Source organism: Streptomyces lateritius (genome assembly GCF_014649715.1).
In the GTDB taxonomy this organism is placed as follows: Bacteria; Actinomycetota; Actinomycetes; order Streptomycetales; family Streptomycetaceae; genus Streptomyces; species Streptomyces lateritius.
In genome coordinates this window covers 21,719-43,179 of the sequence record NZ_BMTO01000025.1, presented here as the reverse complement: position 1 = coordinate 43,179, position 21,461 = coordinate 21,719, and the positions used below count along the sequence as shown (strand labels likewise).

Here is a 21,461-nt window from a genome sequence, read left to right as displayed (position 1 = left end):
CGCCCCGCACCGGATCTCCGGTGCGGGGCGCCCCCGTGGCCGCGTTCGGGCCCAGTGCTTCCTCGTACGTGTCGCCTAGTACAGGCCGTTGTAGACCTGGAAGCCGGTGCCGATCTTGACGCGCGGGCCGAAGGCGCCCGTGCCGGTGCTGTAGTAGCGGTACAGATCGCCCGCCGACGTCACGCCCAGCAGGTCGCCCTTGCCGTCGCCGTTGAGGTCGCCGGGCGCGACCAGCTTGCCGTACGTCTGCCAGCCGCTGCCGATCTTCAGCCGGGACTTGAAGGGAGCGGCCGCCTGGCCGGTACCCGCGTACAGGTAGAGGTCGCCGCCCGCGGTGCGCGCGACGAGGTCGGTCAGACCGTCACCCGTGTAGTCGCCGGCGCCGAGGATCCGGTTGTACGCGTTCCAGCCGCTGCCCACCTTGATCCGGGCCTGGAACGCGGTGCCGTTGCCGTTGCCCCGGTAGACGTACAGGTTGCCGGAGCCGTCGCGGGCCAGCAGGTCGCCCCTGCCGTCGCCCGACAGGTCTCCGGGGCCGGCCATCAGGTTGTAGACGCCCCAGCCGCCGCCGAAGTCGGTGCCGGTCTGGTTGTTGTAGAGGTGGCCCTGGTAGATCTCCAGGAGATCGGCGTAGCCGTCCTGGTCGAGCGAGGAGACGTTGGTGATGTTCGCGCCTCCCCAGCCCTCGCCGACCTCGACGCGGGGGCTGAGCTTGCCGTCGTTCAGGGCGTAGTACCAGTACAGCCTGCCCTGGCCGTCTCGGGCGAGCAGCTCGTTCTTGCCGAAGACCGGGATGCTGCCCGCGCCGCCGAACTGGTCGACGCTCTCCCAGCCCTCACCCAGCCGGACGCGCGGGGCGTAACCGGCGGTGCCGGTGCCCTCGTAGCCCCACAGGACGCCGGCCTGGTCGCGGGCGAACAGCTCGGCGTTGCCGTCGCCGGTCACGTCGTCCATGCCGATGATCTGGTTGTACGTCTGCCAGCCGGTGCCGATGCCCTGGCGGGGCTTGAACGGCGCGGTCGTGCTTCCGGTGCCGCCGTAGAAGTAGAGGCTGCCGTTGGGCGTGCGGCCGATGACGTCGGCCAGGCCGTCGCCGTTGTTGTCGCCGGCACCCACGACCTGGTCGTAGATGTTCCAGCCGCTGCCGATCTTCACGCGCGCGTGGAACGGGGAGCCGGCCGAGCCGCTCGCCAGGTAGAGGTACAGGTCGCCGTTGGTCTGGCGGGCCATCAGGTCGGGCTTCTGGTCGCCGTTGACGTCACCCGGCGAGAAGACCTTGTTGTAGATGTTCCAGCCGTTGCCCGACCAGCTGTAGTTGCCGCCGGAGGCGTTCGCCTCCCGGTACAGGCTGAGCTTGCCGTACTGGGAGAGGGTGAGGACCTCCGGGCTGCCGGTGCCGTCCTGGTCACCGATCGGGATGATGTCCTTGGGGAAGTCGGTGGGGTTGTCGCTGAGGTAGAACTCCGCGGAGTCCGCCGTGGACGGCGACGTGAAGACGATGCCGGACTCGCGCAGGATCAGGTCGCCGCTGCCGTCGCCGTCGAGGTCGGAACGGAGCGGCGAGACGACGGTCGCGCCGGAGGCGTCGGCGCGGGAGCCGGCCCCCTCCGAGGCGGACAGCTTCGACAGGTCCGGCTTGGCCGGAAGGGTGACGGTGGGCTCGGGCTTCTCGGCGGCCGAGCGGGGCGACGGCTCGTCGGCCGTCGCGGGAGCCGCCAGCAGCATGCCGGCGGAGAGAACGAGAGCGGTGCAGGCCGCGATGCGGCGCGCGCGCTTGGAGTGCACGGAGCGCAAGAGATCCCCCCCTGGGGACGTGATGTCAACGGGACCGGTCGGAGAGTCCGCACGCACTCCGTACGGCGTCACGCGGGCAGGCGGGCCCGCGGACAGCGTCGTACAGAGGTCGAACAAACGACCGGATGTTGAGCGGAGTGTATCCCCGCGGGGATGTGATCGACCAGGAGTTTGATCTCGGCTCTCGCGGCGCTCCGCCCGCCCCGCGCCGCCCCGCCTTCCCGCCCCGCGAGGTCAGCTCTTGCGGTGCCCTATCAGCCGCGGCTTCTGCTCCAGGCCGTCCAGGCCGTGCCACGCCAGGTTCACCAGATGCGCCGCTACCTCCGCCTTCTTCGGCTTGCGGACGTCCAGCCACCACTGGCCCGTCAGGGCCACGCTGCCCACCAGCGCCTGCGCGTACAGCGGAGCCAGCTTCGGGTCGAAACCGCGGGCCTTGAACTCCAGGCCCAGGATGTCCTCCACCTGCGTGGCGATGTCGCTGATCAACGACGCGAAGGTGCCCGTCGACTGCGCCACCGGCGAGTCACGGACCAGGATCCGGAATCCGTCCGTGTACCGCTCGATGTAGTCCAGCAGCGCGAAGGCGGCCTGCTCCAGGAGCTCACGGGGATGCCCCGCGGTCAGCGCCCCCGTCACCATGTCGAGCAGCTGCCGCATCTCACGGTCGACCACCACCGCGTACAGCCCCTCCTTGCCGCCGAAGTGCTCGTACACCACCGGCTTGGAGACCCCGGCCTTCGCCGCGATCTCCTCCACCGACGTGCCCTCGAAGCCCTTCGCGGCGAAGAGGGTCCGGCCGATGTCCAGCAGCTGTTCCCGGCGCTCCGCGCCCGTCATCCGCACCCGGCGGCCACGCCGGGGCTTGATCTCGCTGCTGCTGGTACTGCCGTCGATCGCCACGTCATCCATCATGCCGCGTTCGCGGCTTTGTCCTGGCGCCGGGCTTCGATCCGCGACTCGTTCGGCCAGCGCACGTCGTAGGCCCAGCCGAGTCGCTCGAACCAGCGGATCAGGCGCGCGCTGGAGTCGACCTGGCCGCGCAGCACCCCGTGCCGTGCCGAGGTCGGGTCGGCGTGGTGCAGGTTGTGCCACGACTCGCCGCACGACAGCACGGCCAGCCACCACACGTTGCCCGAACGGTCCCGGGACTTGAAGGGGCGCTTGCCCACCGCGTGGCAGATCGAGTTGATCGACCACGTCACGTGGTGCAGCAGCGCCACCCGTACCAGCGAACCCCAGAAGAACGCCGTGAACGCGCCCCACCACGACATCGTCACCAGACCGCCGACCAGCGGCGGGATCGCCAGGGAGAGCATCGTCCAGAAGATGAACTGACGCGAGATCGCGCGAATCGCCGGGTCCTTGATGAGATCGGGCGCGTACTTCGCCTGCGGCGTCCGCTCCTCGTCGAACATCCAGCCGATGTGCGCCCACCACAGGCCCTTCATCAGCGCCGGAACCGTCTCACCGAAGCGCCAGGGCGAGTGCGGGTCACCCTCCGCGTCGGAGAACTTGTGGTGCTTGCGGTGGTCCGCCACCCAGCGCACCAGCGGGCCCTCCACCGCGAGCGACCCCATGATCGCCAGCGCGATCCGCAGCGGACGCTTCGCCTTGAAGGAGCCGTGGGTGAAGTAACGGTGGAAGCCGATCGTGATGCCGTGGCAGCCGATGTAGTACATCGCCACCAGCAGACCCAGATCGAGCCAGGACACGCCGCCCCAGCTGAAGGCCAGCGGCACGGCCGCGATCAGGGCGGCGAACGGCACCGTGATGAACAGCAGCAGCGTGATCTGCTCGATCGAACGCTTGTGATCCCCGCCGAGCGTGGCGAGGGGCACGTCCGGCGCGTTGTCGCGCACCTCGGAGTCCGAGGTCGTCTGGGTCCTTGTGGTCATGCGTTTCCCCTGGGGATGAAGGGATGAGATGAAGGGATGAAAGCGGAGGGAGGGAGTAGAAAGAGAGAGGAAAGGGAGTGAACCGGAGTGAAAGGGACGCGTGGCTACGGTTCCGTAACCTACGGCGACGTAAGTATGGCAGCGCGGTGGCGCGCGGCAAGAGGGCACGAGAGGGGTACGGGCGGCGCCGCCGGAACGGACACCTATCCTGGGGGCGTCGGACAGCGCGGTCCGCAAGCCTCCAGTACCCCTCCAGACGTGCTCAAACACTGCAAGGAGCCGCACCTGTGAGCAGTGCCGACCAGACCCCCACCGCCAGCGCCGAGCTGCGTTCCGACATCCGCCGACTGGGCGATCTGCTGGGCGAGACCCTCGTCCGGCAGGAAGGACACGAGCTCCTCGACCTCGTCGAGAAGGTCCGCAGACTCACCCGCGAGGACGGCGAGGCCGCCGCCGAGCTGCTCGGCGACACCGACCTGGAGACCGCCGCCAAGCTCGTACGCGCCTTCTCCACGTACTTCCACCTGGCGAACGTCACCGAGCAGGTGCACCGCGGCCGCGAGATGCGCGAGAAGCGCGCCGCCGAGGGCGGCCTCCTCGCCCGCACCGCCGACATGCTCAAGGACGGCGACCCCGAGCACGTCCGCGCCACGGTGCGGAACCTCAACGTCCGGCCCGTCTTCACCGCCCACCCCACCGAGGCCGCCCGCCGCTCCGTCCTCAACAAGCTCCGCCGCGTCGCCGAGCTGCTGGAAACCCCGGTCATCGCCTCCGACCGGCGCCGCCACGACCTGCGCCTGGCCGAGTCCATCGACCTCATCTGGCAGACCGACGAGCTCCGTGTCGTACGCCCCGAGCCGACCGACGAAGCCCGCAACGCCATCTACTACCTCGACGAGCTGCACGCGGGCGCCGTCGGCGACGTCCTGGAGGACCTCGCCGCCGAGCTGGAGCGCGTCGGCGTCGAGCTGCCCCCCGGCACCCGCCCGCTGACCTTCGGCACCTGGATCGGCGGCGACCGCGACGGCAACCCCAACGTCACCCCCCAGGTCACCTGGGACGTGCTGATCCTCCAGCACGAGCACGGCATCAACGACGCCCTCGAACTCATCGACGAGCTGCGCGGCTTCCTCTCCAACTCCATCCGCTACGCCGGTGCCACCGAGGAGCTCCTCACCTCCCTCCAGGCCGACCTGGAGCGGCTGCCGGAGATCAGCCCCCGCTACAAGCGCCTCAACGCGGAGGAGCCGTACCGGCTCAAGGCCACCTGCATCCGCCAGAAGCTGGTCAACACCCGCGAACGCCTCGCCAAGGGCACCCCGCACCAGGAAGGCCGCGACTACCTCGGCACCGCCGAGCTGGTCCACGACCTCGCCCTGATCCAGACCTCCCTGCGCGAGCACCGCGGCGGCCTCTTCGCCGACGGCCGGATGGACCGCACCATCCGCACCCTCACCGCGTTCGGCCTCCAGCTCGCCACCATGGACGTCCGCGAACACGCCGACGCCCACCACCACGCGCTCGGCCAGCTCTTCGACCGGCTCGGCGAGGAGTCCTGGCGGTACGCCGACATGCCGCGCGACTACCGGCAGAAGCTGCTCGCCAAGGAGCTGCGCTCCCGCCGCCCGCTCGCGCCCACCCCCGCCCCGCTCGACGCGGCCGGCGAGAAGACCCTCGGCGTCTTCCACACCATCAAGGAAGCCTTCGAGCGGTTCGGCCCCGAGGTCATCGAGTCGTACATCATCTCGATGTGCCAGGGCGCCGACGACGTCTTCGCCGCCGCCGTCCTCGCCCGCGAGGCAGGCCTCCTCGACCTCCACGGCGGCTGGGCCAAGATCGGCATCGTGCCGCTCCTGGAGACGACCGACGAGCTCAAGGCCGCCGACGTCATCCTCAACGACATGCTCGCCGACCCCTCCTACCGCCGCCTCGTCTCGCTCCGCGGCGACGTCCAGGAGGTCATGCTCGGCTACTCGGACTCCTCCAAGTTCGGCGGCATCACCACCTCCCAGTGGGAGATCCACCGGGCCCAGCGCAGGCTCCGCGACGTCGCCCACCGCTACGGCGTACGCCTCCGGCTCTTCCACGGCCGCGGCGGCACCGTCGGCCGCGGCGGCGGCCCCTCGCACGACGCGATCCTCGCCCAGCCCTGGGGAACCCTCGAGGGCGAGATCAAGGTCACCGAGCAGGGCGAGGTCATCTCCGACAAGTACCTCATCCCGTCCCTCGCGCGGGAGAACCTCGAACTGACCGTCGCCGCCACCCTGCAGGCCTCCGCCCTGCACACCGCGCCCCGCCAGTCCGACGAGGCCCTCGCCCGCTGGGACGCGGCCATGGACACCGTCTCGGACGCCGCCCACACCGCGTACCGCAAGCTCGTCGAGGACCCGGACCTGCCCGCGTACTTCTTCGCCGCCACACCGGTGGACCAGCTCGCCGACCTGCACCTCGGCTCCCGGCCCTCACGCCGCCCCGACTCCGGCGCCGGCCTCGACGGACTGCGCGCCATCCCGTGGGTGTTCGGCTGGACCCAGTCCCGCCAGATCGTCCCCGGCTGGTTCGGCGTCGGCTCCGGCCTGAAGGCCCTGCGCGAGGCCGGCCTCGACCCGGTCCTCGGCGAGATGTACGAACGGTGGCACTTCTTCCGCAACTTCCTCTCCAACGTCGAGATGACGCTGGCCAAGACCGACCTGCGGATCGCCCGCCACTACGTCGACACCCTCGTACCCGACGAGCTCAAGCACGTCTTCGACACCATCGAGGAGGAGCACGCGCTCACGGTGGCCGAGGTCCTGAAGGTGACGGGCGGTCAGCGCCTGCTCGACTCCAACCCGGTGCTCCAGCAGACCTTCGCCATCCGCGACGCCTATCTGGACCCCATCTCCTACCTCCAGGTAGCCCTGCTCGCCCGCCAGCGCGCGGCGGCCGAGCGCGACGAGGAGGCCGACCCGCTGCTCGCCCGGGCCCTGCTGCTCACGGTGAACGGCGTCGCGGCCGGCCTGCGCAACACCGGCTGACGCCTGCGCTCGAACGACGGTGCCCCCGCCGGAATCCTCGGATTCCGACGGGGGCACCCGGCGTTACGGAGTTCAGTGCTGCTGGGCCTTGCGGCGGCGCATCACCAGGAACGCACCGGCACCCGCGAGGGCGACGGCGACGGCGGCCATGGCCCCGACAGGAGCACTGGAGCCGGTCTCTGCCAGGTTGCCCTCGGAGTCACCCTTGGCGTCGTCGCCACCCGTGCCACCCTGCTCGCCGGGGGCGTTGGGGGAGGGCGATTCGGAGGAGCCCGGGGTCTCACCCGGGGTGGTGGGCGTGGGGGTTCCGGCGCCCGGGGTCTCGGTACCGGGCGTCTCGGTACCAGGAGTCTCCGTGCCCGGGGTCTCCGTGCCGGGCGTCTCGGTGCCGGGCGTCTCGGCCGGCGGGCAGTCGGTCTTGAAGACCTTGTGCTTGGCCTTGCCGTTCTCGCCCTCGAAGTTCCAGAACAGCTTGTACTGGCCGTTCGGGAGGGTCATGTCCTCCGTACGCTCGTGACCGTCCGCGTCGAGCGTGAGAAGACCGGACTTGACCGTCGTGCCCTTGTCCTGGTCGTTCTTCGCCCACGCCTCGATGTGCCAGTCCACCTTCTGACCGGCGTCGAAGCCGAACGCGTCGAGGTAGAAGTTGCAGACCTTGGGCTCGTTCTTACGGAGCTCCTCGCCCGTCTTCGAGTCGTGGATCTTCACCGTGCCGTTGTCGCCCTTGGGGTTGCCCGAGGCCGAGGCGGTGGGAGCCAGCAGCAGAGAGGTCGCCATGGCAGCGACGAGCGTGCCGGCGGAAATGAGGGATCGTCGCATGTGCAGTCGTCCATCTGAGAGATGAGGGATGCCGTGGGGGATGGCTGAGGCAGCCTATCCGTAGGTTTAAGCCACCCTTAACCCAAGGGCGATAACAATCAGAGCGCGAAGAACGCCCCCAGCAGCAGCGCTCCACCCAGCCCCGCCAGCGACCACGCCGTCCGCGTCAGCCGCAGCCCGCCGCCCACCACCGGCGCCGCCAGCAGCAGCGCACCGCCCAGCGGCAGCCAGGCGTGCAGACCGCCGCCCCACCCCGTCCGCACCGCCTCGCTCGTGCCCGGCTTCACGACCACCGGCAGCGTCTGGCCCTTGCCCGCCGCGACCGAGTGCTCGATGGTCAGCGTGGTGTGCGGCGAAGGCGGCCCGTCCGGGACGTAACGGCCGCTGCACGTCTCCTCGTTGCAGCCGGTCACCGTCAACGTGCCGTGCTCACGTCCCTTCGAAAGAAGGACGTGCTGCGCCGAACCCCAGGACGACCAGACGCCCGCGACGACGAGCAGCAGGGCGACCAGGGCCATGGCGGCGTTACGGGCGTGGTTCATGACCCGCGATCGTACAGTCGTACGGGCAGGTGTACGTACAGCGCCGGCGCGTCAGGAGTTGTACGCCGACTGCGCGCGCTCCAGACCCTCCGTCACCAGACACTCGACGGAGTCCGCCGCCCGGTCCACGAAGTAGTCGAGCTCCTTGCGCTCGGTCGAGGAGAAGTCCTTCAGGACGAAATCGGCGACCTGCATCCGGCCCGGCGGACGGCCGATCCCGAACCGCACCCGGTGGTACTCCGCACCCATCGCCTTGGTCATCGACTTCAGGCCGTTGTGGCCGTTGTCGCCACCACCGACCTTCAGCCGCAGCACGCCGTAGTCGATGTCCAGCTCGTCGTGGATCGCGACGACGTGCGCCGTCGGCACCTTGTAGAAGTCGCGCAGCGCCGTCACCGGGCCGCCGGAGAGGTTCATGTACGACATCGGCTTCGCGAGGATCACCCGGCGGCCGGCGGGGCCGGGCGGCCCGACACGGCCCTCGACGACCTGCGCCTGCGCCTTCTGCGCCCGCTTGAACTTCCCGCCGATGCGGCCGGCGAGCAGGTCCACGACCATGAAACCCACGTTGTGGCGGTTGGCGGCGTACTCGGGACCGGGGTTGCCGAGACCGACGATCAGCCAGGGGGCGTTCGCGTCGTCCGTCATGTGCGTCACGTCTCCTCGTGTGCGTACAGAGAAACGGGGTGGCGGGCCGTCGCGGCCCGTCACCCCGTCACGTCAGGCAGAGCCTACGGCTCAGGCCTCGGCGCCCTCGGTCTCACCCTCGGCGGCCGGCTCCTCGGCCTGCGCGGCCAGGATCTGGATGACGACGGCCTCGGGGTCCGTCACCAGGGTGGTGCCGTTCGGCAGCGCGACGTCCTTGGCGTGGATCGCGTCACCGGCCTCCAGGCCCGCGATCGAGACCGTGACGGACTCGGGGATGTGGGTGGCCTCGGTCTCGACGGAGAGCGTGTTCAGCACGTTCTCGACGAGGAAGCTGCCCGGGGCCAGCTCGCCCTCGGTCTCGACGACGACCTCGACGGTGACCTTCTCGCCGCGGCGGACGAGCAGCAGGTCGACGTGCTCCAGGAAGCCCTTCAGCGGGTCACGCTGCACGGCCTTCGGGATCGCGAGCTCGGTCTTGCCCTCGATGTCCAGGGACAGCAGGACGTTCGGGGTACGCAGGGCGAGCAGCAGCTCGTGGCCCGGCAGGGTGACGTGGACCGGCTCGGCACCGTGGCCGTAGACGACGCCGGGGACCTTGTTGGCGCGACGGATGCGGCGGGCGGCGCCCTTGCCGAACTCGGTGCGGGTCTCGGTGGCGAGCTTGACCTCGGACATGTGCACTCCTCGTAAGCAGAAAACGGACAGTGGTGGCTACCCGGCCACGACTGGCCTGCTACGAAGAGCGCGTCGATAACGGACCGCCGCACCTCACCGGTACGGCCTCCCTCGCCGAGCAACTACGGCAGTCTACCCGCCACCCCCCGACCGGCCCAATTGGATCACCCCGGCCCGAGGCCGACCTCGAACCGGGCCGGACCCGGTCCCCTCCCCGGACCCGGGTCGGCGGCTATCGCCCCAGCTCAGCCAGCATGTCCCGGATCACCGGACCCGCCGACCCCGAACCGCTCGCCGCCCCCTCCACCACACACGCGACCGCGATCTCCCCGTCGTACGCGACCAGCCAGCCGTTGTTGTTCCCGTCCTCGGTCACCTCGGCCGTCCCCGTCTTCGCCCCCACCTCGCCCCCCAGCCCCGCCAGCACCTTCGCCGAGCCGTCCGTGACCGTGTCCCGCATCAGCGCACGCAACTGCCCCACCACCCGCTCCGGCAGCTTCCGCGTCTCGATCCGCTCCTGCTCCGTTCCCTTCACGAGCAACGGCTGACGGAACGTCCCCGACACCGCCGTCGCCGTCACCGACGCCATCGTCAGCGGGTTCGTCCGCAGCCTCCCCTGACCGAACAGCGCCGCCGCCTTCTCCGTCTCGTCCCCCGGCACCGGCACCTCCGCGTCCACCGAACCCACCCCGGTCCGCCACTCCCGGCCGCCGATCCCGAAGTACTCCTTCGCGAACGCCGTCACCTCCCCGTCCCCCAACTTCCCCCGCAACGCCACGAACGCCGTGTTGCAGGAGTGGATGAAGTCCTCCCGGAACGTCGCCCCCCTGATCTCGGACGTCTCCACGTTGTGGAACTGCTTCCCCACCGTCAGATACTTCGGGCAGTCCACCACCGTCGACGGCGTCACCGCCCCCTTCTCCAGCAGCGCAGCGCTCGTCAGCACCTTCCACGTCGAACCCGGCGCGTACGTCCCCTGGAACGCCCGGTTGAAGCCGCCGGCCGGACCGTTGGCCACCGCCACCACCTCGCCCGAATCGATCCTGAGGGCCACCAGACCCGCCTGACGCCCCTCCGTGTGCCGGGCCAGCGCCCGCTCCGCCGCCCGCTGCGCCCGCGCGTCGATCGTCGTCCGCAACGGCCCGCCACCCGCGCCCGCCGGGCCGAAACGCACCGCCGTCGACCGGACCTCCCCCGTGACCCGGTCCACCACCCGCACCTCACCACGCGGCCTGCCCCCGCCCAGGCCGAGAACCGCCGCGAGCGAAGGGTGATCCGCCGCCGAGATCGCCCGCCCGTCCCGGTCGACCGCCGCCAACTCCGCGGACTCCTCCTCCACCAGCTGGAACTTCTGCTTCTCCGACAGCTCCGGATGGACCAGCCCCCACTCCCACCGCACCCGCCACCCCGCCTCGGTACGGGACACACCCACCTTCGACCCGTACGACCAGGTGCCGAGCCCCGCAACCGGCATCTTCGCCGTGTACGGGACGGTCGCACCGCTCTCACCGTCCGCGCGGGCCGCACCCGGCGTGAGCACCGGCTTCGCTATCTCCAGACCCGCCGTGAAATTCCGCAACGTCCGCTCCGCCGTGGCCGGCGAGTCCGTCAGCCGCCCCGCGGCCGCCAGATCCCCCGCAGCCCAACTCGCCAGAAACGCCCGCGCCGTCCGTACCGCCTCCGGATCCGCCACCACCGGCCCGTCCGCCCCCGGCCTCAGCGGCCCGAACACCACCGCCCAGCCCGCGGCCCCCGCCACCAGCACACCCGCAACCGTCACCACGACCGCCGTCCGACGCCGGCGCCGTCCCACCCGATGTGTCGTCATGCCCGCCAGCGAAACAGACACCACCACGGCCGGTCCAAGACCCATATCGCCATCAAAGCGATAGCCGAACACCTATCCTTGCTGGTCATGGACCTGCTGCTGCACCTGCGGTACTTCCGGACCGTCGCGGAGGAAGAGCACTTCGGACGCGCCGCCGAACGCCTGCGCATGGCCCAGCCCTCCCTCTCCCAACGCATCCAGCGCCTCGAACGCGAACTCGGCGTCCGTCTCCTCGACCGCTCCAGCCGCGGCGCCACCCTCACCCCTGCCGGCCGGCTCGTCCTCACCGAGGCCGAACACCTCCTCACCGCCGCCGACCGGCTCACCGCCGCCGTCGCCCGCGTCCACAAGGGTGAAGCCGGCACCCTCCGCGCCGCCGTCCCACCCCGCCTGGGCGGCGCCGCCGTCGGCGCCCTCCTCATCGCCTTCCGGGAACGCTCCCCGGGCGGCGACCTCGACCTGCGCGAACTCCCCACCGCCCGGCAGGCCGCCGAACTCACCGCCGGCACCCTCGACGCCGGCATCGTCCGCCACCCCTGCCCCGCCCCCGGCCTCACCTTCGGCCCCGTCCTCCACCAACCCCTCGGCGTCCTCCTCGCCACCACCGACCCCCTCGCCTCCCTCCCCGAGATCCCCACCGCCGCCCTCACCGGCCGCGACCTCGTCCTCTTCCCCCGCGCCGAGGCCCCCGCCCTCCACGACGAGACCCTCACCGCCTGCGCCCGCCACGGCTGCACCCCCGCCGACGTCCTGGAAGCCACCGGACCCGACTTCGTCCACGGACTCGTCCTCTCGGGCGGCGCCGCCGCACTCGTCCCCCACTCCCCGCCCGAACCCGGCACCGTCTGGCGCCCCCTCCGCGGCAACCCCGTCACCTGGCGCACCTCCGCCGCCTGGCCCCAGGGCCGCGACGGCCCCGCCGTTCGCCTCTTCGCCGACACCGCCCACGAGACCCTGCGCACCCACGCCGGCATGCTCACGGCACCATCGACCAGGATGGTCTTCCCCCGCCCCGCATCGGAGTTCCCCCTGTGACCGCCCCCTCGTCCCCAGGCGCCGTACGCACCCGGATCACCGCCGCCTTCACCGACGCGGGCATCACCGGACAGCTCCACGCCGTCGACATCGACACCGGCGCCTCCCACGGCATCGACGCCGACACCCTCGTCCCCACCGCCAGCGTCCACAAGCTGTGCCTGATCGCCACCCTCTACCGCCAGGCCGCCCTCGGCCGGCTCGACCTGCGCCAACCCCTCGACATCCCCGCCGAAGGCCGCTCACCCGGCGCCACCGGCCTCGCCGCCATGCGCGACGCCGCCCGCCTCTCCCTGCGCGACCTCGCCACCCTCGCCGTCGCCGTCAGCGACAACACCGCCGCCGACCTCCTCTTCGACACCCTCGGCCTCGACACCGTCAACCAGTGCATGGCCGACCTCGGCCTCACCCGCACCGTCGCCCGCCACACCATGCGCGAGCTCTACGCCACCCTCCGCGAAGACTCCGGCGGCACCCCGGCGGCCCTCACCGACCCCGCCGTCGTCGCCCGGCTCCGCGCCCTCGACCCGGCCCGCACCAACCACTCCACCCCCCGGGAGATCACCGGCCTGCTCACCGCCGCCTGGCGCGACGACATCTGCCCGGGAGAACACGGACAGGAGTACGCGGAAGAGCTGCGAACCGTCCTCGGCCTCCAGGCGTGGAGCCACCGCCTCGCCGCCGGCTTTCCCTTCGACGACGTCCGGGTCAGCGGCAAGACCGGCTCCCTGCCCACCCTCCGCCACGAGGCGGGCGTCGTCGAATACCCCGACGGCGGACGCTACGCCGTCGCCGTCTTCACCCGCGCCGCCGCCACGACGGTCACCCTCCCCGCCGCCGACGCGGCGATCGGCCGGGCGGCGAGAATCGCGGTCGACGCACTGCGGGCATGAGAAGAGGGCCGCCTCCCCGACGGGGAAACGGCCCTCCACTCGCACCTGTGAAACAGCTATGAGGCCTACTGCTCCTCGAAGAGGCTCGTCACCGAGCCGTCCTCGAACACCTCGCGCACCGCGCGGGCGATCGTCGGCGCGATCGACAGCACCGTGATCTTGTCCAGCTCCAGCGAGCTCGGAACCGGCAGCGTGTCCGTGAACACGAACTCACTGACCTTCGAGTTCTTCAGACGGTCCGCGGCCGGCCCCGACAGGATGCCGTGCGTCGCCGTCACGATCACGTCCTCCGCACCGTGCGCGAAGAGCGCGTCGGCCGCGGCGCAGATCGTGCCACCCGTGTCCACCATGTCGTCGACCAGGACACAGACCCGGCCCTTCACGTCGCCGACGACCTCGTGAACGGTCACCTGATTGGCGACGTCCTTGTCACGACGCTTGTGCACGATCGCCAGCGGCGCGTCCAGACGGTCGCACCAACGGTCCGCCACCCGCACACGGCCCGCGTCCGGGGAGACGATCGTCAGCTTGTTCCGGTCGACCTTCGCACCCACGTAGTCCGCCAGCACCGGCAGCGCCGACAGATGATCCACCGGACCGTCGAAGAAGCCCTGGATCTGGTCCGTGTGCAGATCGACCGTGAGGATGCGGTGGGCACCCGCGCACTTCAGCATGTCGGCGACGAGACGGGCCGAGATCGGCTCACGACCACGGTGCTTCTTGTCCTGACGGGCGTACCCGTACGACGGGATGATCACGGTGATGCTCCGCGCGGAGGCCCGCTTCAGAGCGTCGATCATGATCAACTGCTCCATGATCCACTTGTTGATCGGAGCCGTGTGGCTCTGGATCAGGAAGCAGTCCGCGCCCCGCGCCGACTCCTGGAAACGGACGTAGATCTCACCGTTCGCGAAGTCGAAAGCCTTGGTCGGCACGAGGCCGACACCCAGCTGGTGCGCGACCTCCTCGGCCAGCTCGGGGTGGGCGCGGCCGGAGAAGAGCATCAGCTTCTTCTCGCCGGTCGTCTTGATCCCGGTCACAGCACTGTCTCCTCAGACGTGTTCTCTGGCCGCGATCAACGAGCTTTCGTGCGCGCGTGCGAGCCAGCCGAATTTGTGTGCACGTATCACGGTACGCCGAGTTCGACGTACCCGTTTCCGGTCAGCTTTCGCCGGCGGACTCCTCCGTGGCCACCTGAGCTGCCTGCGCGGCGGCGCTCCCCGGCCGCTTCCGGGCCACCCAACCCTCGATATTCCGCTGCTGGCCCCGGGCGACGGCGAGCGAACCGGCGGGGACGTCCTTGGTGATGACCGACCCGGCGGCGGTGTACGCACCGTCCCCGATCGTGATGGGTGCCACAAACATGTTGTCCGACCCGGTCCGGCAGTGGGATCCGATCGTGGTGTGGTGCTTCGCCTCGCCGTCGTAGTTCACGAAGACGCTCGCCGCGCCGATGTTCGTGTACTCGCCGATGGTGGCGTCGCCCACGTAGGAGAGGTGCGGGACCTTGGTGCCCTCGCCGATCGTCGCGTTCTTCATCTCCACGTACGTGCCCGCCTTGGCCTTCAGCCCGAGCGTCGTGCCCGGACGGAGGTACGCGTACGGGCCCACGGAGGCGCTCTCGCCGATCACGGCCGAGTCCGCGACGGTGTTGTCCACCCGGGCGCCCTTGCCGACCGTCGTGTCCTTCAGGCGGGTGTTCGGGCCGACCTCGGCGTCCTCGCCGATGTGGGTGGAGCCGAGCAGCTGCGTCCCCGGGTGGATCACGGCGTCCGGCTCGAACGTCACCGTCACGTCGACCAGGACGGAGGACGGATCGACGACCGTCACACCGGCCGTCATCGCCCGCTCGAGCAGGCGCCGGTTGAGCAGCGTGCGGGCCTCGGCGAGCTGGACCCGGTTGTTGATGCCGAGGATCTCGCGGTGGTCACCGGCGACCGAGGCGCCGACGCGGTGACCGGCCTCGCGGAGGATCGACAGCACGTCGGTGAGGTACTCCTCGCCCTGGCTGTTGTCGGTCCGCACCTTGCCGAGCGCGTCCGCGAGCAGCCGCCCGTCGAAGGCGAACACCCCGGAGTTGATCTCCCGGATCGCGCGCTGCTCGTCGGAGGCGTCCTTGTGCTCGACGATCGCGGTGACGGCACCGGTGGCGGCGTCCCGCACGATCCGGCCGTAGCCGGTCGAGTCCGGCACCTCGGCGGTCAGCACGGTGACGGCGTTGCCGTCGGCCGCGTGCGTGGCGGCGAGGGAGCGCAGGGTCTCGCCGGAGAGCAGCGGGGTGTCGCCGCAGACCACGACCACGGTCCCCTCGGGCGCCTGGCCGAGCTCCTCGAGGCCCATGCGGACGGCGTGACCGGTGCCGTTCTGCTCGTGCTGGACGGCGGTGCGGGTGCCGGCGTAGTGGGTGTCGAGATGGGCGGTGACCTGCTCGCGGGCGTGCCCGACGACGACGACGAGGTGTTCGGGCTCCAGCTCGCGCGCGGCGGACACGACGTGTCCGACGAGCGAGCGCCCGGCGATTTCGTGCAGGACCTTGGGGGTCTTCGACTTCATGCGGGTGCCCTCACCCGCTGCGAGGACGACGACGGCTGCCGGGCGGTTGGCGCTCACGGGAATGCCCTTCGGCTTCGGGTGGTGGACACCCGCAGGATACCGGGGGGTTTCGGGGCGGAAATGAGTGCGGGTCCTGACCAGGTAGGTCAGGACCCGAACCGAACGGCTCCCAGGGAAGGAATCGAACCCTCATTCAATGGACCAAAACCATTTGTCCTGCCATTAGACGACCTGGGATGGCCTGCCCTTCATGTCCGATTCTTTCGATCGGCCGAGTGGGCAGCCCCTACTATGCCGCACCACGAGCCTTCGATGCGACGGCAGAGCTCGGCGCTTTGGTGAACTTGGATCACCCGGCAGCCTCGGTACTCCTCGCTGGTGTTCTGTCGGTTGGTTTTCGGGTTGTGCTTCTCGAGCGGGGTCTTGTCGGAGGACGTGGCGTCCGCGCCGACGAGCTCGGGCCCGGAATCGCTCAGCCGCGCCGACGCCGGCGGTTTCGTGGATGTGCACATGGAAGCGCAGCCGCTCGTCCTCGACTCCTAGGAGGTGGAGCCGGTCCAGGGGCGGGCGATCGCCGAGGCCTCCTCGCGGGTGCGCGTTCGCTCCGGCTTCGGGAGGTCGCGGACCCAGAGGGAGGTCGAGCCCTTCGAGCAGCCCGGCTCGACCTGGATCTGGTCGTAGGTCATGCCCTGGAGGCGCAGCTCGCGGGACGGGTGTGCGCGCGAGGTTGACGCGCGTCGCGCGGAGGTCGTGCGCTCTCAGGAAAATGGCTGGCCCCCGCCCGTAGGCTGGGAGGCATGACCACAACGGGGGCACACCAGGACGCGGCGGGCATGGCCGCGCGGGGATGGTGGTGGTGGGGGAGACGGCGGAGCGCGGTGCTCGACGGCGGGCTCGCCGTGGTGTCCGCGCTGGAATGCGGCCTCGAAGGGGTCGGGTTCGCCGAGAAGGCGTCGTTGCCCGTGCCCGTAGGAGTGCTGTTCGGTCTGGTCGTCGGCTCCGTGCTGCTCGTGCGGCGGCGGTGGCCGATCACCGTCGTTCTCGTCTCGATCGCCGTCACGCCCGCCGAGATGGGCTATCTGATGGGGATCGTCGGGCTCTACACGCTCGCCGCCTCCGAGGTGCCCCGGCGGTTCACCGCCGCGCTCGCGGGGATGTCGACGGTCGCCGTGTTCATCGTGACGGTGGTGCGGCTGCGCCAGGACGTCGCGCAGGCCGACGTCGACCAGCAGGACTTCGATCCCAGTGGCTGGTACGTGCCGCTCGTCTCGCTCTTCATGACGCTGGGCCTCAACGCGCCCCCGGTCCTCTTCGGCCTCTACATAGGGGCTCGGCGCCGGCTCATGGAGAGTCTGCGCGAGCGCGCCGACAGTCTGGAGCAGGAGCTGAGCCTGCTCGCGGACCGGGCCGAGCAGCGGGCGCAGTGGGCGCGGCAGGAGGAGCGGACCCGGATCGCGCGGGAGATGCACGACGTGGTCGCGCACCGGGTGTCGTTGATGGTGGTGCACGCTGCGGCGTTGCAGGCGGTGGCGTTGAAGGATCCGCAGAAGGCGGTGAAGAACGCCGCGCTGGTGGGTGACATGGGGCGGCAGGCGCTGACCGAGTTGCGTCAGATGCTGGGGGTGCTGCGCGAGGAGCCGGCCCCGGCGCCGGCGGTGGTGCCGTTGGCGGCCGTGGGTCTCGCGGCCGCCGCGGCGGCGGAGGCGGCTTCCGGGGACGGGCCGTGTCTGGGTGCTCTGGAGGAGTTGGTGGAGCAGTCGCGGCAGGCGGGGATGGTCGTGGAGCTGACGGTTCTCGGTGTGGCGCGGGGGTATGCGGCGGAGGTCGAGCAGACCGCGTACCGGGTGGTGCAGGAGGCGCTGACGAACGTGCACAAGCACGCGGCGGGCGCCAAGGTGGTCGTCCGTCTCGCCCATCGGGAGGCGGAGGTGGCCATGCAGGTCGAGAACGGTCCGTCGGACGGTGCGGTGGCCGACGCCCATCTGCCGAGTGGTGGGAACGGTCTGGTGGGTATGCGGGAGCGGGTGACCCGGCTGGGCGGTGTGTTCGTGTCGGGGCCGACGGACGCAGGTGGGTTCCGGGTGTCGGCCGTGCTGCCGGTGGGCGAGCGGGTCGCGTGAAGCTCCCCGGCGGACGGGATCTCAGCCGGTGACGAGGCGGGCAGGCTGGGTGCCGGTGATCAGGGTCGAGAGCGCCGTGTCGATGTCGTGGCCGAGGAACCAGTCGCCCGTGTGGTCGAGGCTGTAGATCCGGCCCTCCATGTCGATCGCGAGGACGGCGCTGTGCTCACCCTCCTCGCCGAGCGGGGCGATCTCGGTGTCGAGGGCGCGTCCCAGGTCGGCGAGGGTGCGGGCGAGGTGCAGGCCGGCCAGGGGGTCGAAGCGCACGGTCGCTGGCGCGATGTGCCGGCCCGTTCCGGGCGACGTGACGCGCAGGCCGCCGAATTCGGCCCAGGCCTCGACGGCGGCCGGGAAGACACTGTGCCGGTGGCCGCCGGGGGAGACGTGGGCGCGGAGTGTGTCGGCCCAGTGTTCGGCGAGTTTGATGTCCCAGCGTCCCGGCTGCCATCCCGCCTCGCGGAGGGCGGCGTCGATGTTGACCGGGAAGCGGGTGGTGCTCAGGTGGTCGGGCATGAAGGTGCGGTCAGCCGTTCTCGACAGTCGAGGTGGGGTCGACGGTGCGGACGCCGAAGTGGGCGAGCATCGCCGTACAGGAGCGGCAGGGCGCGGCGTAGCTGCCGTGCAGGGGGTCGCCGTCCTCGCGGATGCGTCGTGCGGTGAGTTTGGAGTGCTTGAGCGAGCGGCGTGCCTCGCCGTGGGTGAGCGGTTTGCGCTGAGCGCGCTTGGAGCGTCCGGCGTCGGTGGCGGTCAGGTGGCGGGAGAGCAGGATCGCCTCGGGGCAGCGGCCGGTGAAGCGTTCGCGCTGGCCGCTGGTGAGGGTGTCCAGGAAGTCCTGGACAAGGGGGTGCAGGGCCGGGGGCTGGTCGCCGCGGCCCGCGGTGCAGGTGAGGGTTTCGCCGCGTACGGAGAGCGCGGCGCCGACGGTGGGAAGGATTCCGTCGCGGCGGAAGCGCAGTAACGGGGCGCGGCTGGGCTCGGTGCTGCTCCAGTTGAGGCGTGGGTCACCCTGCGTGGGCGTCGGTGCTGCGTACATGGTGCGTGTCTTCCCCTCTGCAATCCCCCGAGTTGCGGGAACAGACTGCCAAATGGGACGCCTCATGTGGAAGCGGGGTACCTGAATCGTGTGGTGGGTGTGTCGTAACTATCGCCGGTGCGTCATCCGCTCGTGACAGTTGGTCACGGTCGGTGGCGGTGGAGGCGTCGGCGGCGGTATCGGGCCGGGTGGCGGGCTTGTGGCAGCGCATAGGCTGTGCGGAATCAGCCAGCAGCCAGCGCAGGGGGCAACCGCCATGACGACAGGTCGGCTCGGGCAGCACGCCGCGCCACCGAACGCGGCTTACGCCGGGCAGGTCGTGCACTTCCCGGATCCGGTCCGGGCTTCCCGGCATCCCAGAGGGGTGCGGGTGGACGAGCAGGGCTACCCGGACTTCTCACCGTACGCCCGGGCGGCGGCGGAGATCGCGGATCCGCCCGAGGGGTTCGGCGTGGACGAGCTGCGGCTGACGGACTACGTCTCGGCGAACGCGGCGCTCGCGGCGACGGGCCATGAGCTGTGGGACACGATTCCGGCGGTGGCGACTCCGCACGGCTGGACCTGGCACCACGTGGTGGGCGGTCGTCGGATGGAGCTGGTTCCGGTCGAGGTGAAGGCGTTGCTGCGGCACCACGGTGGGGTCGCCACCGCGGCCGTCGACCAGTCGAAGCGGGGCACGCGGCCGCTGCAGGAGACGCGGCCGGCGCACTTCGGCCTGCCGAAGGGCCGGGTGTCGGTCAGCGAGCAGCAGCTGCTCGGGGTGGAGGAGGATCTCGGCTACCGCCTCCCGGGTGCGTACCGCTCCTTCCTGAAGGCGGCGGGCGGGTGTGCGCCGGTGGGCGCGGCGCTCGACGCGGAGCTGGGTCTTCTGGTGGACCAGCCGTTCTTCACGGTGCGCGAGGAGGCGGGGGTCAATGACCTCGTCTACGTCAACAAGTGCCTGCGTGACCATCTGACGAAGGACTATCTGGGTGTCGCGTTCGTGCAGGGCGGGATCCTCGCGGTGAAGGTGAAGGGCGCGGGGATCGGTTCGGTGTGGTTCTGCGCGTACGACGACGCGCGGGATCAGGACGGGTGGAGCGTGAACGAGCGCGTGGACCGGTTGCTGCTTCCGTGCGGTGAGGACTTCGACGCGTTCCTTCAGCGGCTCGCCGGCAATCCGCCGGAGCTGGAGACGGTGGCGAACCTGATGGTGGACGGCGGCTTCGCGCGTGCCGTGCCCGTGGTCCCGGTGGGGGAGTGAGCTGGCTGTGGTGACCTTCGCGCAGGCGCAGGAGCGCGCCGAGGAATGGATCAACGGTGACGTGCCCGCGTACCACCACCGCGAGGTGCGGGTACGGGAGTTCGAGCTGGGCTTCGTCGTCTGGGCGGAGGACCGTGAGGACGGTCCGACGTCGGACGGCGGCCGGCAGCGGCTCGTGATCGCCCGGGACAGCGGTGAGGCGACGCTGTGGCCGGGGCTGCCGGTGGGTGAGGTGATCCGGCGGTACGAGGAGGAGTACGGCGTCTCGGACGAGGCGCCGGGGGCGGCGGTACCGGCGCCGCCGCAGCGGGTCGATCTGAACGCGACGTCGTTCCTGCTGAGTCCGCCGGAGTGGCTGCAGGACGCGGCGGACAAGCTGGGCCTGCCGCCGAAGGGGCCGAACGCCTCGCAGGCGGGCGGGAGTCTGTCGACGCCGGAGGTGGCCGCCGACCACGAGCCGACGGCGCCGGACGGTGTGCCGGCCGAGAGCCCGCAGAGCCCGCAGAGCCCGCAGAGCCCTCCGAGCAGTCCGTGGGCGGACGCGAACGCGAGCTCGGGCGGTGCGGAGGGGTCCGTGCCGCTGCCGGCGACGGTCTTCGCGCCGCCGCTGTCGGGCGCTGACGACGAGGACACTCCGCTCCCGGTGGTGGGTGCGGACGCGCCGACGGCTCTGATGTCGGCCGGCAGCGCGCTCCCGCCGACGGCGGTGGCGCCGAGGCTCGACCCGAACGCGCCGCCGCCGGACGGGGCGGGGGGTGCTTCGGCTCCGGGGGTTCACTCGGTTCCGGGCGCTCCCGGCGCCCCTTCGGCTCCTGGGGTTCCTGGAGCCCCTTCGGCTCCCGGTGCTCCCGGTGGGGGTGCGACTCCGCCGCCCGCGCCAAATACGTCCCCGGCCGGGGACATCGCGGACGCGGCCACGAGCAAGGCCGTACTGCCGCCGCGCTCCGCCCGGGGTTCGGGGGCCACTCCGCCCCCGCCGCCGCAGGCGCCCGGCGCTCCCGGTACGCCCCCGGGGGGCTACGCACGGACCCAGCTGGTGGCGCAGCTCGGCCCCGACGGCCCCCAGCCGGCCGGTCCGGCAAACCCGCCCGGCGCGCCCAATCCGTCCGGGCCTCCCACGCCTCCGCAGCCCGTGCACCAGGCCGCGACCATGCTCGCGCACCCGAGCCAGGGCGGACCTGGTGCGCCTCCGCCGCCGCCCGCGCCGCCGGGTATGCCCGGTACGTCCGGTGGTGGCGTCGAGCATGCCGCGACGATGCTGGCCCACCCGGGCCCGGGTGGGCCGCCGGCTCCGCCCGGTCCGCCGGGTGCCCCCGGCGCTCCGGGTGGGCCCGGGACTCCGCCCGGTGGTGTGCACCACGCGGCG

18 protein-coding genes, 1 tRNA gene and 1 pseudogene are annotated in these 21,461 nt (G+C 71.2%); 6 read left to right on the top strand and 14 right to left on the bottom strand.

Annotated features, from left to right (window positions below):
• Positions 1 to 75 precede the first annotated feature (75 nt).
• From IE136_RS33850 to IE136_RS33840, 3 genes are all read right to left on the bottom strand, one after another.
• Entirely contained in the window at positions 76 to 1,725 is a 1,650-nt protein-coding gene (locus tag IE136_RS33850) for an FG-GAP repeat domain-containing protein (RefSeq protein WP_189602409.1), read from the bottom strand.
• A 303-nt stretch (positions 1,726 to 2,028) separates the two neighbouring features.
• Positions 2,029 to 2,706 carry a TetR/AcrR family transcriptional regulator gene (locus IE136_RS33845; protein ID WP_158988013.1) on the bottom strand — a complete coding sequence of 226 codons (678 nt, stop codon included), beginning with the start codon at positions 2,704 to 2,706 and terminating at the stop codon, positions 2,029 to 2,031.
• On the bottom strand, positions 2,703 to 3,689 hold the full coding sequence (locus tag IE136_RS33840; protein WP_158988012.1) for an acyl-CoA desaturase: 987 nt from the start codon (positions 3,687 to 3,689) through the stop codon (positions 2,703 to 2,705). Before IE136_RS33840 ends, IE136_RS33845 begins: the two co-directional genes overlap by 4 nt.
• Before the next feature lie 287 nt (positions 3,690 to 3,976).
• On the opposite strand from IE136_RS33840, the gene ppc reads away from it, so the two are divergent.
• Complete coding sequence (gene ppc, locus IE136_RS33835; protein ID WP_189602395.1) at positions 3,977 to 6,706, top strand: phosphoenolpyruvate carboxylase; 2,730 nt, start codon at positions 3,977 to 3,979, stop codon at positions 6,704 to 6,706.
• Between the two features lie 72 nt (positions 6,707 to 6,778).
• On the opposite strand, the gene IE136_RS33830 is transcribed toward ppc, so the two are convergent.
• The 5 genes from IE136_RS33830 to IE136_RS33810 all read right to left on the bottom strand — a co-directional run bounded on the left by IE136_RS33830 (position 6,779) and on the right by IE136_RS33810 (position 11,218).
• Positions 6,779 to 7,525 (bottom strand): LAVTG motif-containing sortase-dependent surface protein, encoded by a 747-nt coding sequence (locus IE136_RS33830; RefSeq protein ID WP_189602394.1) that lies wholly within the window; start codon positions 7,523 to 7,525, stop codon positions 6,779 to 6,781.
• A gap of 98 nt (positions 7,526 to 7,623) precedes the next feature.
• Complete coding sequence (locus IE136_RS33825) at positions 7,624 to 8,067, bottom strand: hypothetical protein (protein ID WP_158988009.1); 444 nt, start codon at positions 8,065 to 8,067, stop codon at positions 7,624 to 7,626.
• Between the two features lie 51 nt (positions 8,068 to 8,118).
• Positions 8,119 to 8,715: an aminoacyl-tRNA hydrolase gene (gene pth / locus IE136_RS33820; RefSeq protein ID WP_158988008.1), complete on the bottom strand. Its 597-nt coding sequence runs from the start codon at positions 8,713 to 8,715 to the stop codon at positions 8,119 to 8,121.
• 90 nt (positions 8,716 to 8,805) lie between these two features.
• Positions 8,806 to 9,390 carry a 50S ribosomal protein L25/general stress protein Ctc gene (locus tag IE136_RS33815; protein WP_158988007.1) on the bottom strand — a complete coding sequence of 195 codons (585 nt, stop codon included), beginning with the start codon at positions 9,388 to 9,390 and terminating at the stop codon, positions 8,806 to 8,808.
• A 232-nt stretch (positions 9,391 to 9,622) separates the two neighbouring features.
• Positions 9,623 to 11,218: a penicillin-binding transpeptidase domain-containing protein gene (locus tag IE136_RS33810; protein ID WP_189602393.1), complete on the bottom strand. Its 1,596-nt coding sequence runs from the start codon at positions 11,216 to 11,218 to the stop codon at positions 9,623 to 9,625.
• A gap of 87 nt (positions 11,219 to 11,305) precedes the next feature.
• Between IE136_RS33810 and IE136_RS33805 the strand changes: the two genes are divergently transcribed.
• Together IE136_RS33805 and IE136_RS33800 are read left to right on the top strand one after the other, a co-directional pair.
• Entirely contained in the window at positions 11,306 to 12,253 is a 948-nt protein-coding gene (locus IE136_RS33805; protein ID WP_189602392.1) for a LysR family transcriptional regulator, read from the top strand.
• On the top strand, positions 12,250 to 13,146 hold the full coding sequence (locus tag IE136_RS33800; protein WP_158988004.1) for a serine hydrolase: 897 nt from the start codon (positions 12,250 to 12,252) through the stop codon (positions 13,144 to 13,146). Before IE136_RS33805 ends, IE136_RS33800 begins: the two co-directional genes overlap by 4 nt.
• Positions 13,147 to 13,211: 65 nt before the next feature.
• Here the strand turns inward: IE136_RS33800 and IE136_RS33795 are convergent, their stop codons facing one another.
• From IE136_RS33795 to IE136_RS36245, 4 genes and pseudogenes are all read right to left on the bottom strand, one after another.
• A complete protein-coding gene (locus tag IE136_RS33795) occupies positions 13,212 to 14,186 on the bottom strand; it encodes a ribose-phosphate diphosphokinase (protein WP_158988003.1) in 975 nt (324 codons plus the stop codon).
• A gap of 121 nt (positions 14,187 to 14,307) precedes the next feature.
• Positions 14,308 to 15,756, bottom strand: coding sequence for a bifunctional UDP-N-acetylglucosamine diphosphorylase/glucosamine-1-phosphate N-acetyltransferase GlmU (gene glmU, locus IE136_RS33790; protein WP_189602391.1), 1,449 nt, complete (start codon positions 15,754 to 15,756; stop codon positions 14,308 to 14,310).
• 109 nt (positions 15,757 to 15,865) lie between these two features.
• A tRNA-Gln gene (locus IE136_RS33785) sits at positions 15,866 to 15,936 on the bottom strand.
• Positions 15,937 to 15,947: 11 nt separating this feature from the next.
• Positions 15,948 to 16,409, bottom strand: a pseudogene (locus IE136_RS36245) (hypothetical protein); the annotation flags it as partial.
• Positions 16,410 to 16,496: 87 nt separating this feature from the next.
• Between IE136_RS36245 and IE136_RS33775 the strand changes: the two are divergent.
• Positions 16,497 to 17,819 (top strand): sensor histidine kinase, encoded by a 1,323-nt coding sequence (locus tag IE136_RS33775; protein WP_189602389.1) that lies wholly within the window; start codon positions 16,497 to 16,499, stop codon positions 17,817 to 17,819.
• Positions 17,820 to 17,840: 21 nt separating this feature from the next.
• Here the strand turns inward: IE136_RS33775 and IE136_RS33770 are convergent, their stop codons facing one another.
• Positions 17,841 to 18,332 carry an SUKH-3 domain-containing protein gene (locus IE136_RS33770; protein ID WP_158987999.1) on the bottom strand — a complete coding sequence of 164 codons (492 nt, stop codon included), beginning with the start codon at positions 18,330 to 18,332 and terminating at the stop codon, positions 17,841 to 17,843.
• Positions 18,333 to 18,342: 10 nt separating this feature from the next.
• Positions 18,343 to 18,852, bottom strand: a complete 510-nt coding sequence (locus IE136_RS33765) for a YwqJ-related putative deaminase (RefSeq protein WP_158987998.1) — start codon at positions 18,850 to 18,852, stop codon at positions 18,343 to 18,345.
• 256 nt (positions 18,853 to 19,108) lie between these two features.
• Here IE136_RS33765 and IE136_RS33760 point away from each other — a divergent pair, with 256 nt between their 5' ends.
• Positions 19,109 to 20,095, top strand: a complete 987-nt coding sequence (locus IE136_RS33760; protein WP_158987997.1) for an SMI1/KNR4 family protein — start codon at positions 19,109 to 19,111, stop codon at positions 20,093 to 20,095.
• A 7-nt stretch (positions 20,096 to 20,102) separates the two neighbouring features.
• A partial coding sequence (locus IE136_RS36240; RefSeq protein ID WP_506417216.1) for an SUKH-4 family immunity protein occupies positions 20,103 to 21,461 on the top strand: 1,359 nt, incomplete at its 3' end.

Bases quoted from the DNA above. Each gene is read 5' to 3' on its own strand.
- IE136_RS33850 (WP_189602409.1), bottom strand. From the start codon at position 1,725: ATGCTGCTGGCGGCTCCCGCGACGGCCGACGAGCCGTCGCCCCGCTCG.
- IE136_RS33845 (WP_158988013.1), bottom strand. From the start codon at position 2,706: ATGATGGATGACGTGGCGATCGACGGCAGTACCAGCAGCAGCGAGATC.
- IE136_RS33840 (WP_158988012.1), bottom strand. From the start codon at position 3,689: ATGACCACAAGGACCCAGACGACCTCGGACTCCGAGGTGCGCGACAAC.
- IE136_RS33830 (WP_189602394.1), bottom strand. From the start codon at position 7,525: ATGCGACGATCCCTCATTTCCGCCGGCACGCTCGTCGCTGCCATGGCG.
- IE136_RS33825 (WP_158988009.1), bottom strand. From the start codon at position 8,067: ATGAACCACGCCCGTAACGCCGCCATGGCCCTGGTCGCCCTGCTGCTC.
- pth (WP_158988008.1), bottom strand. From the start codon at position 8,715: ATGACGGACGACGCGAACGCCCCCTGGCTGATCGTCGGTCTCGGCAAC.
- IE136_RS33815 (WP_158988007.1), bottom strand. From the start codon at position 9,390: ATGTCCGAGGTCAAGCTCGCCACCGAGACCCGCACCGAGTTCGGCAAG.
- IE136_RS33810 (WP_189602393.1), bottom strand. From the start codon at position 11,218: ATGACGACACATCGGGTGGGACGGCGCCGGCGTCGGACGGCGGTCGTG.
- IE136_RS33805 (WP_189602392.1), top strand. From the start codon at position 11,306: ATGGACCTGCTGCTGCACCTGCGGTACTTCCGGACCGTCGCGGAGGAA.
- IE136_RS33775 (WP_189602389.1), top strand. From the start codon at position 16,497: ATGACCACAACGGGGGCACACCAGGACGCGGCGGGCATGGCCGCGCGG.
- IE136_RS33770 (WP_158987999.1), bottom strand. From the start codon at position 18,332: ATGCCCGACCACCTGAGCACCACCCGCTTCCCGGTCAACATCGACGCC.
- IE136_RS33765 (WP_158987998.1), bottom strand. From the start codon at position 18,852: ATGTACGCAGCACCGACGCCCACGCAGGGTGACCCACGCCTCAACTGG.
- IE136_RS33760 (WP_158987997.1), top strand. From the start codon at position 19,109: ATGACGACAGGTCGGCTCGGGCAGCACGCCGCGCCACCGAACGCGGCT.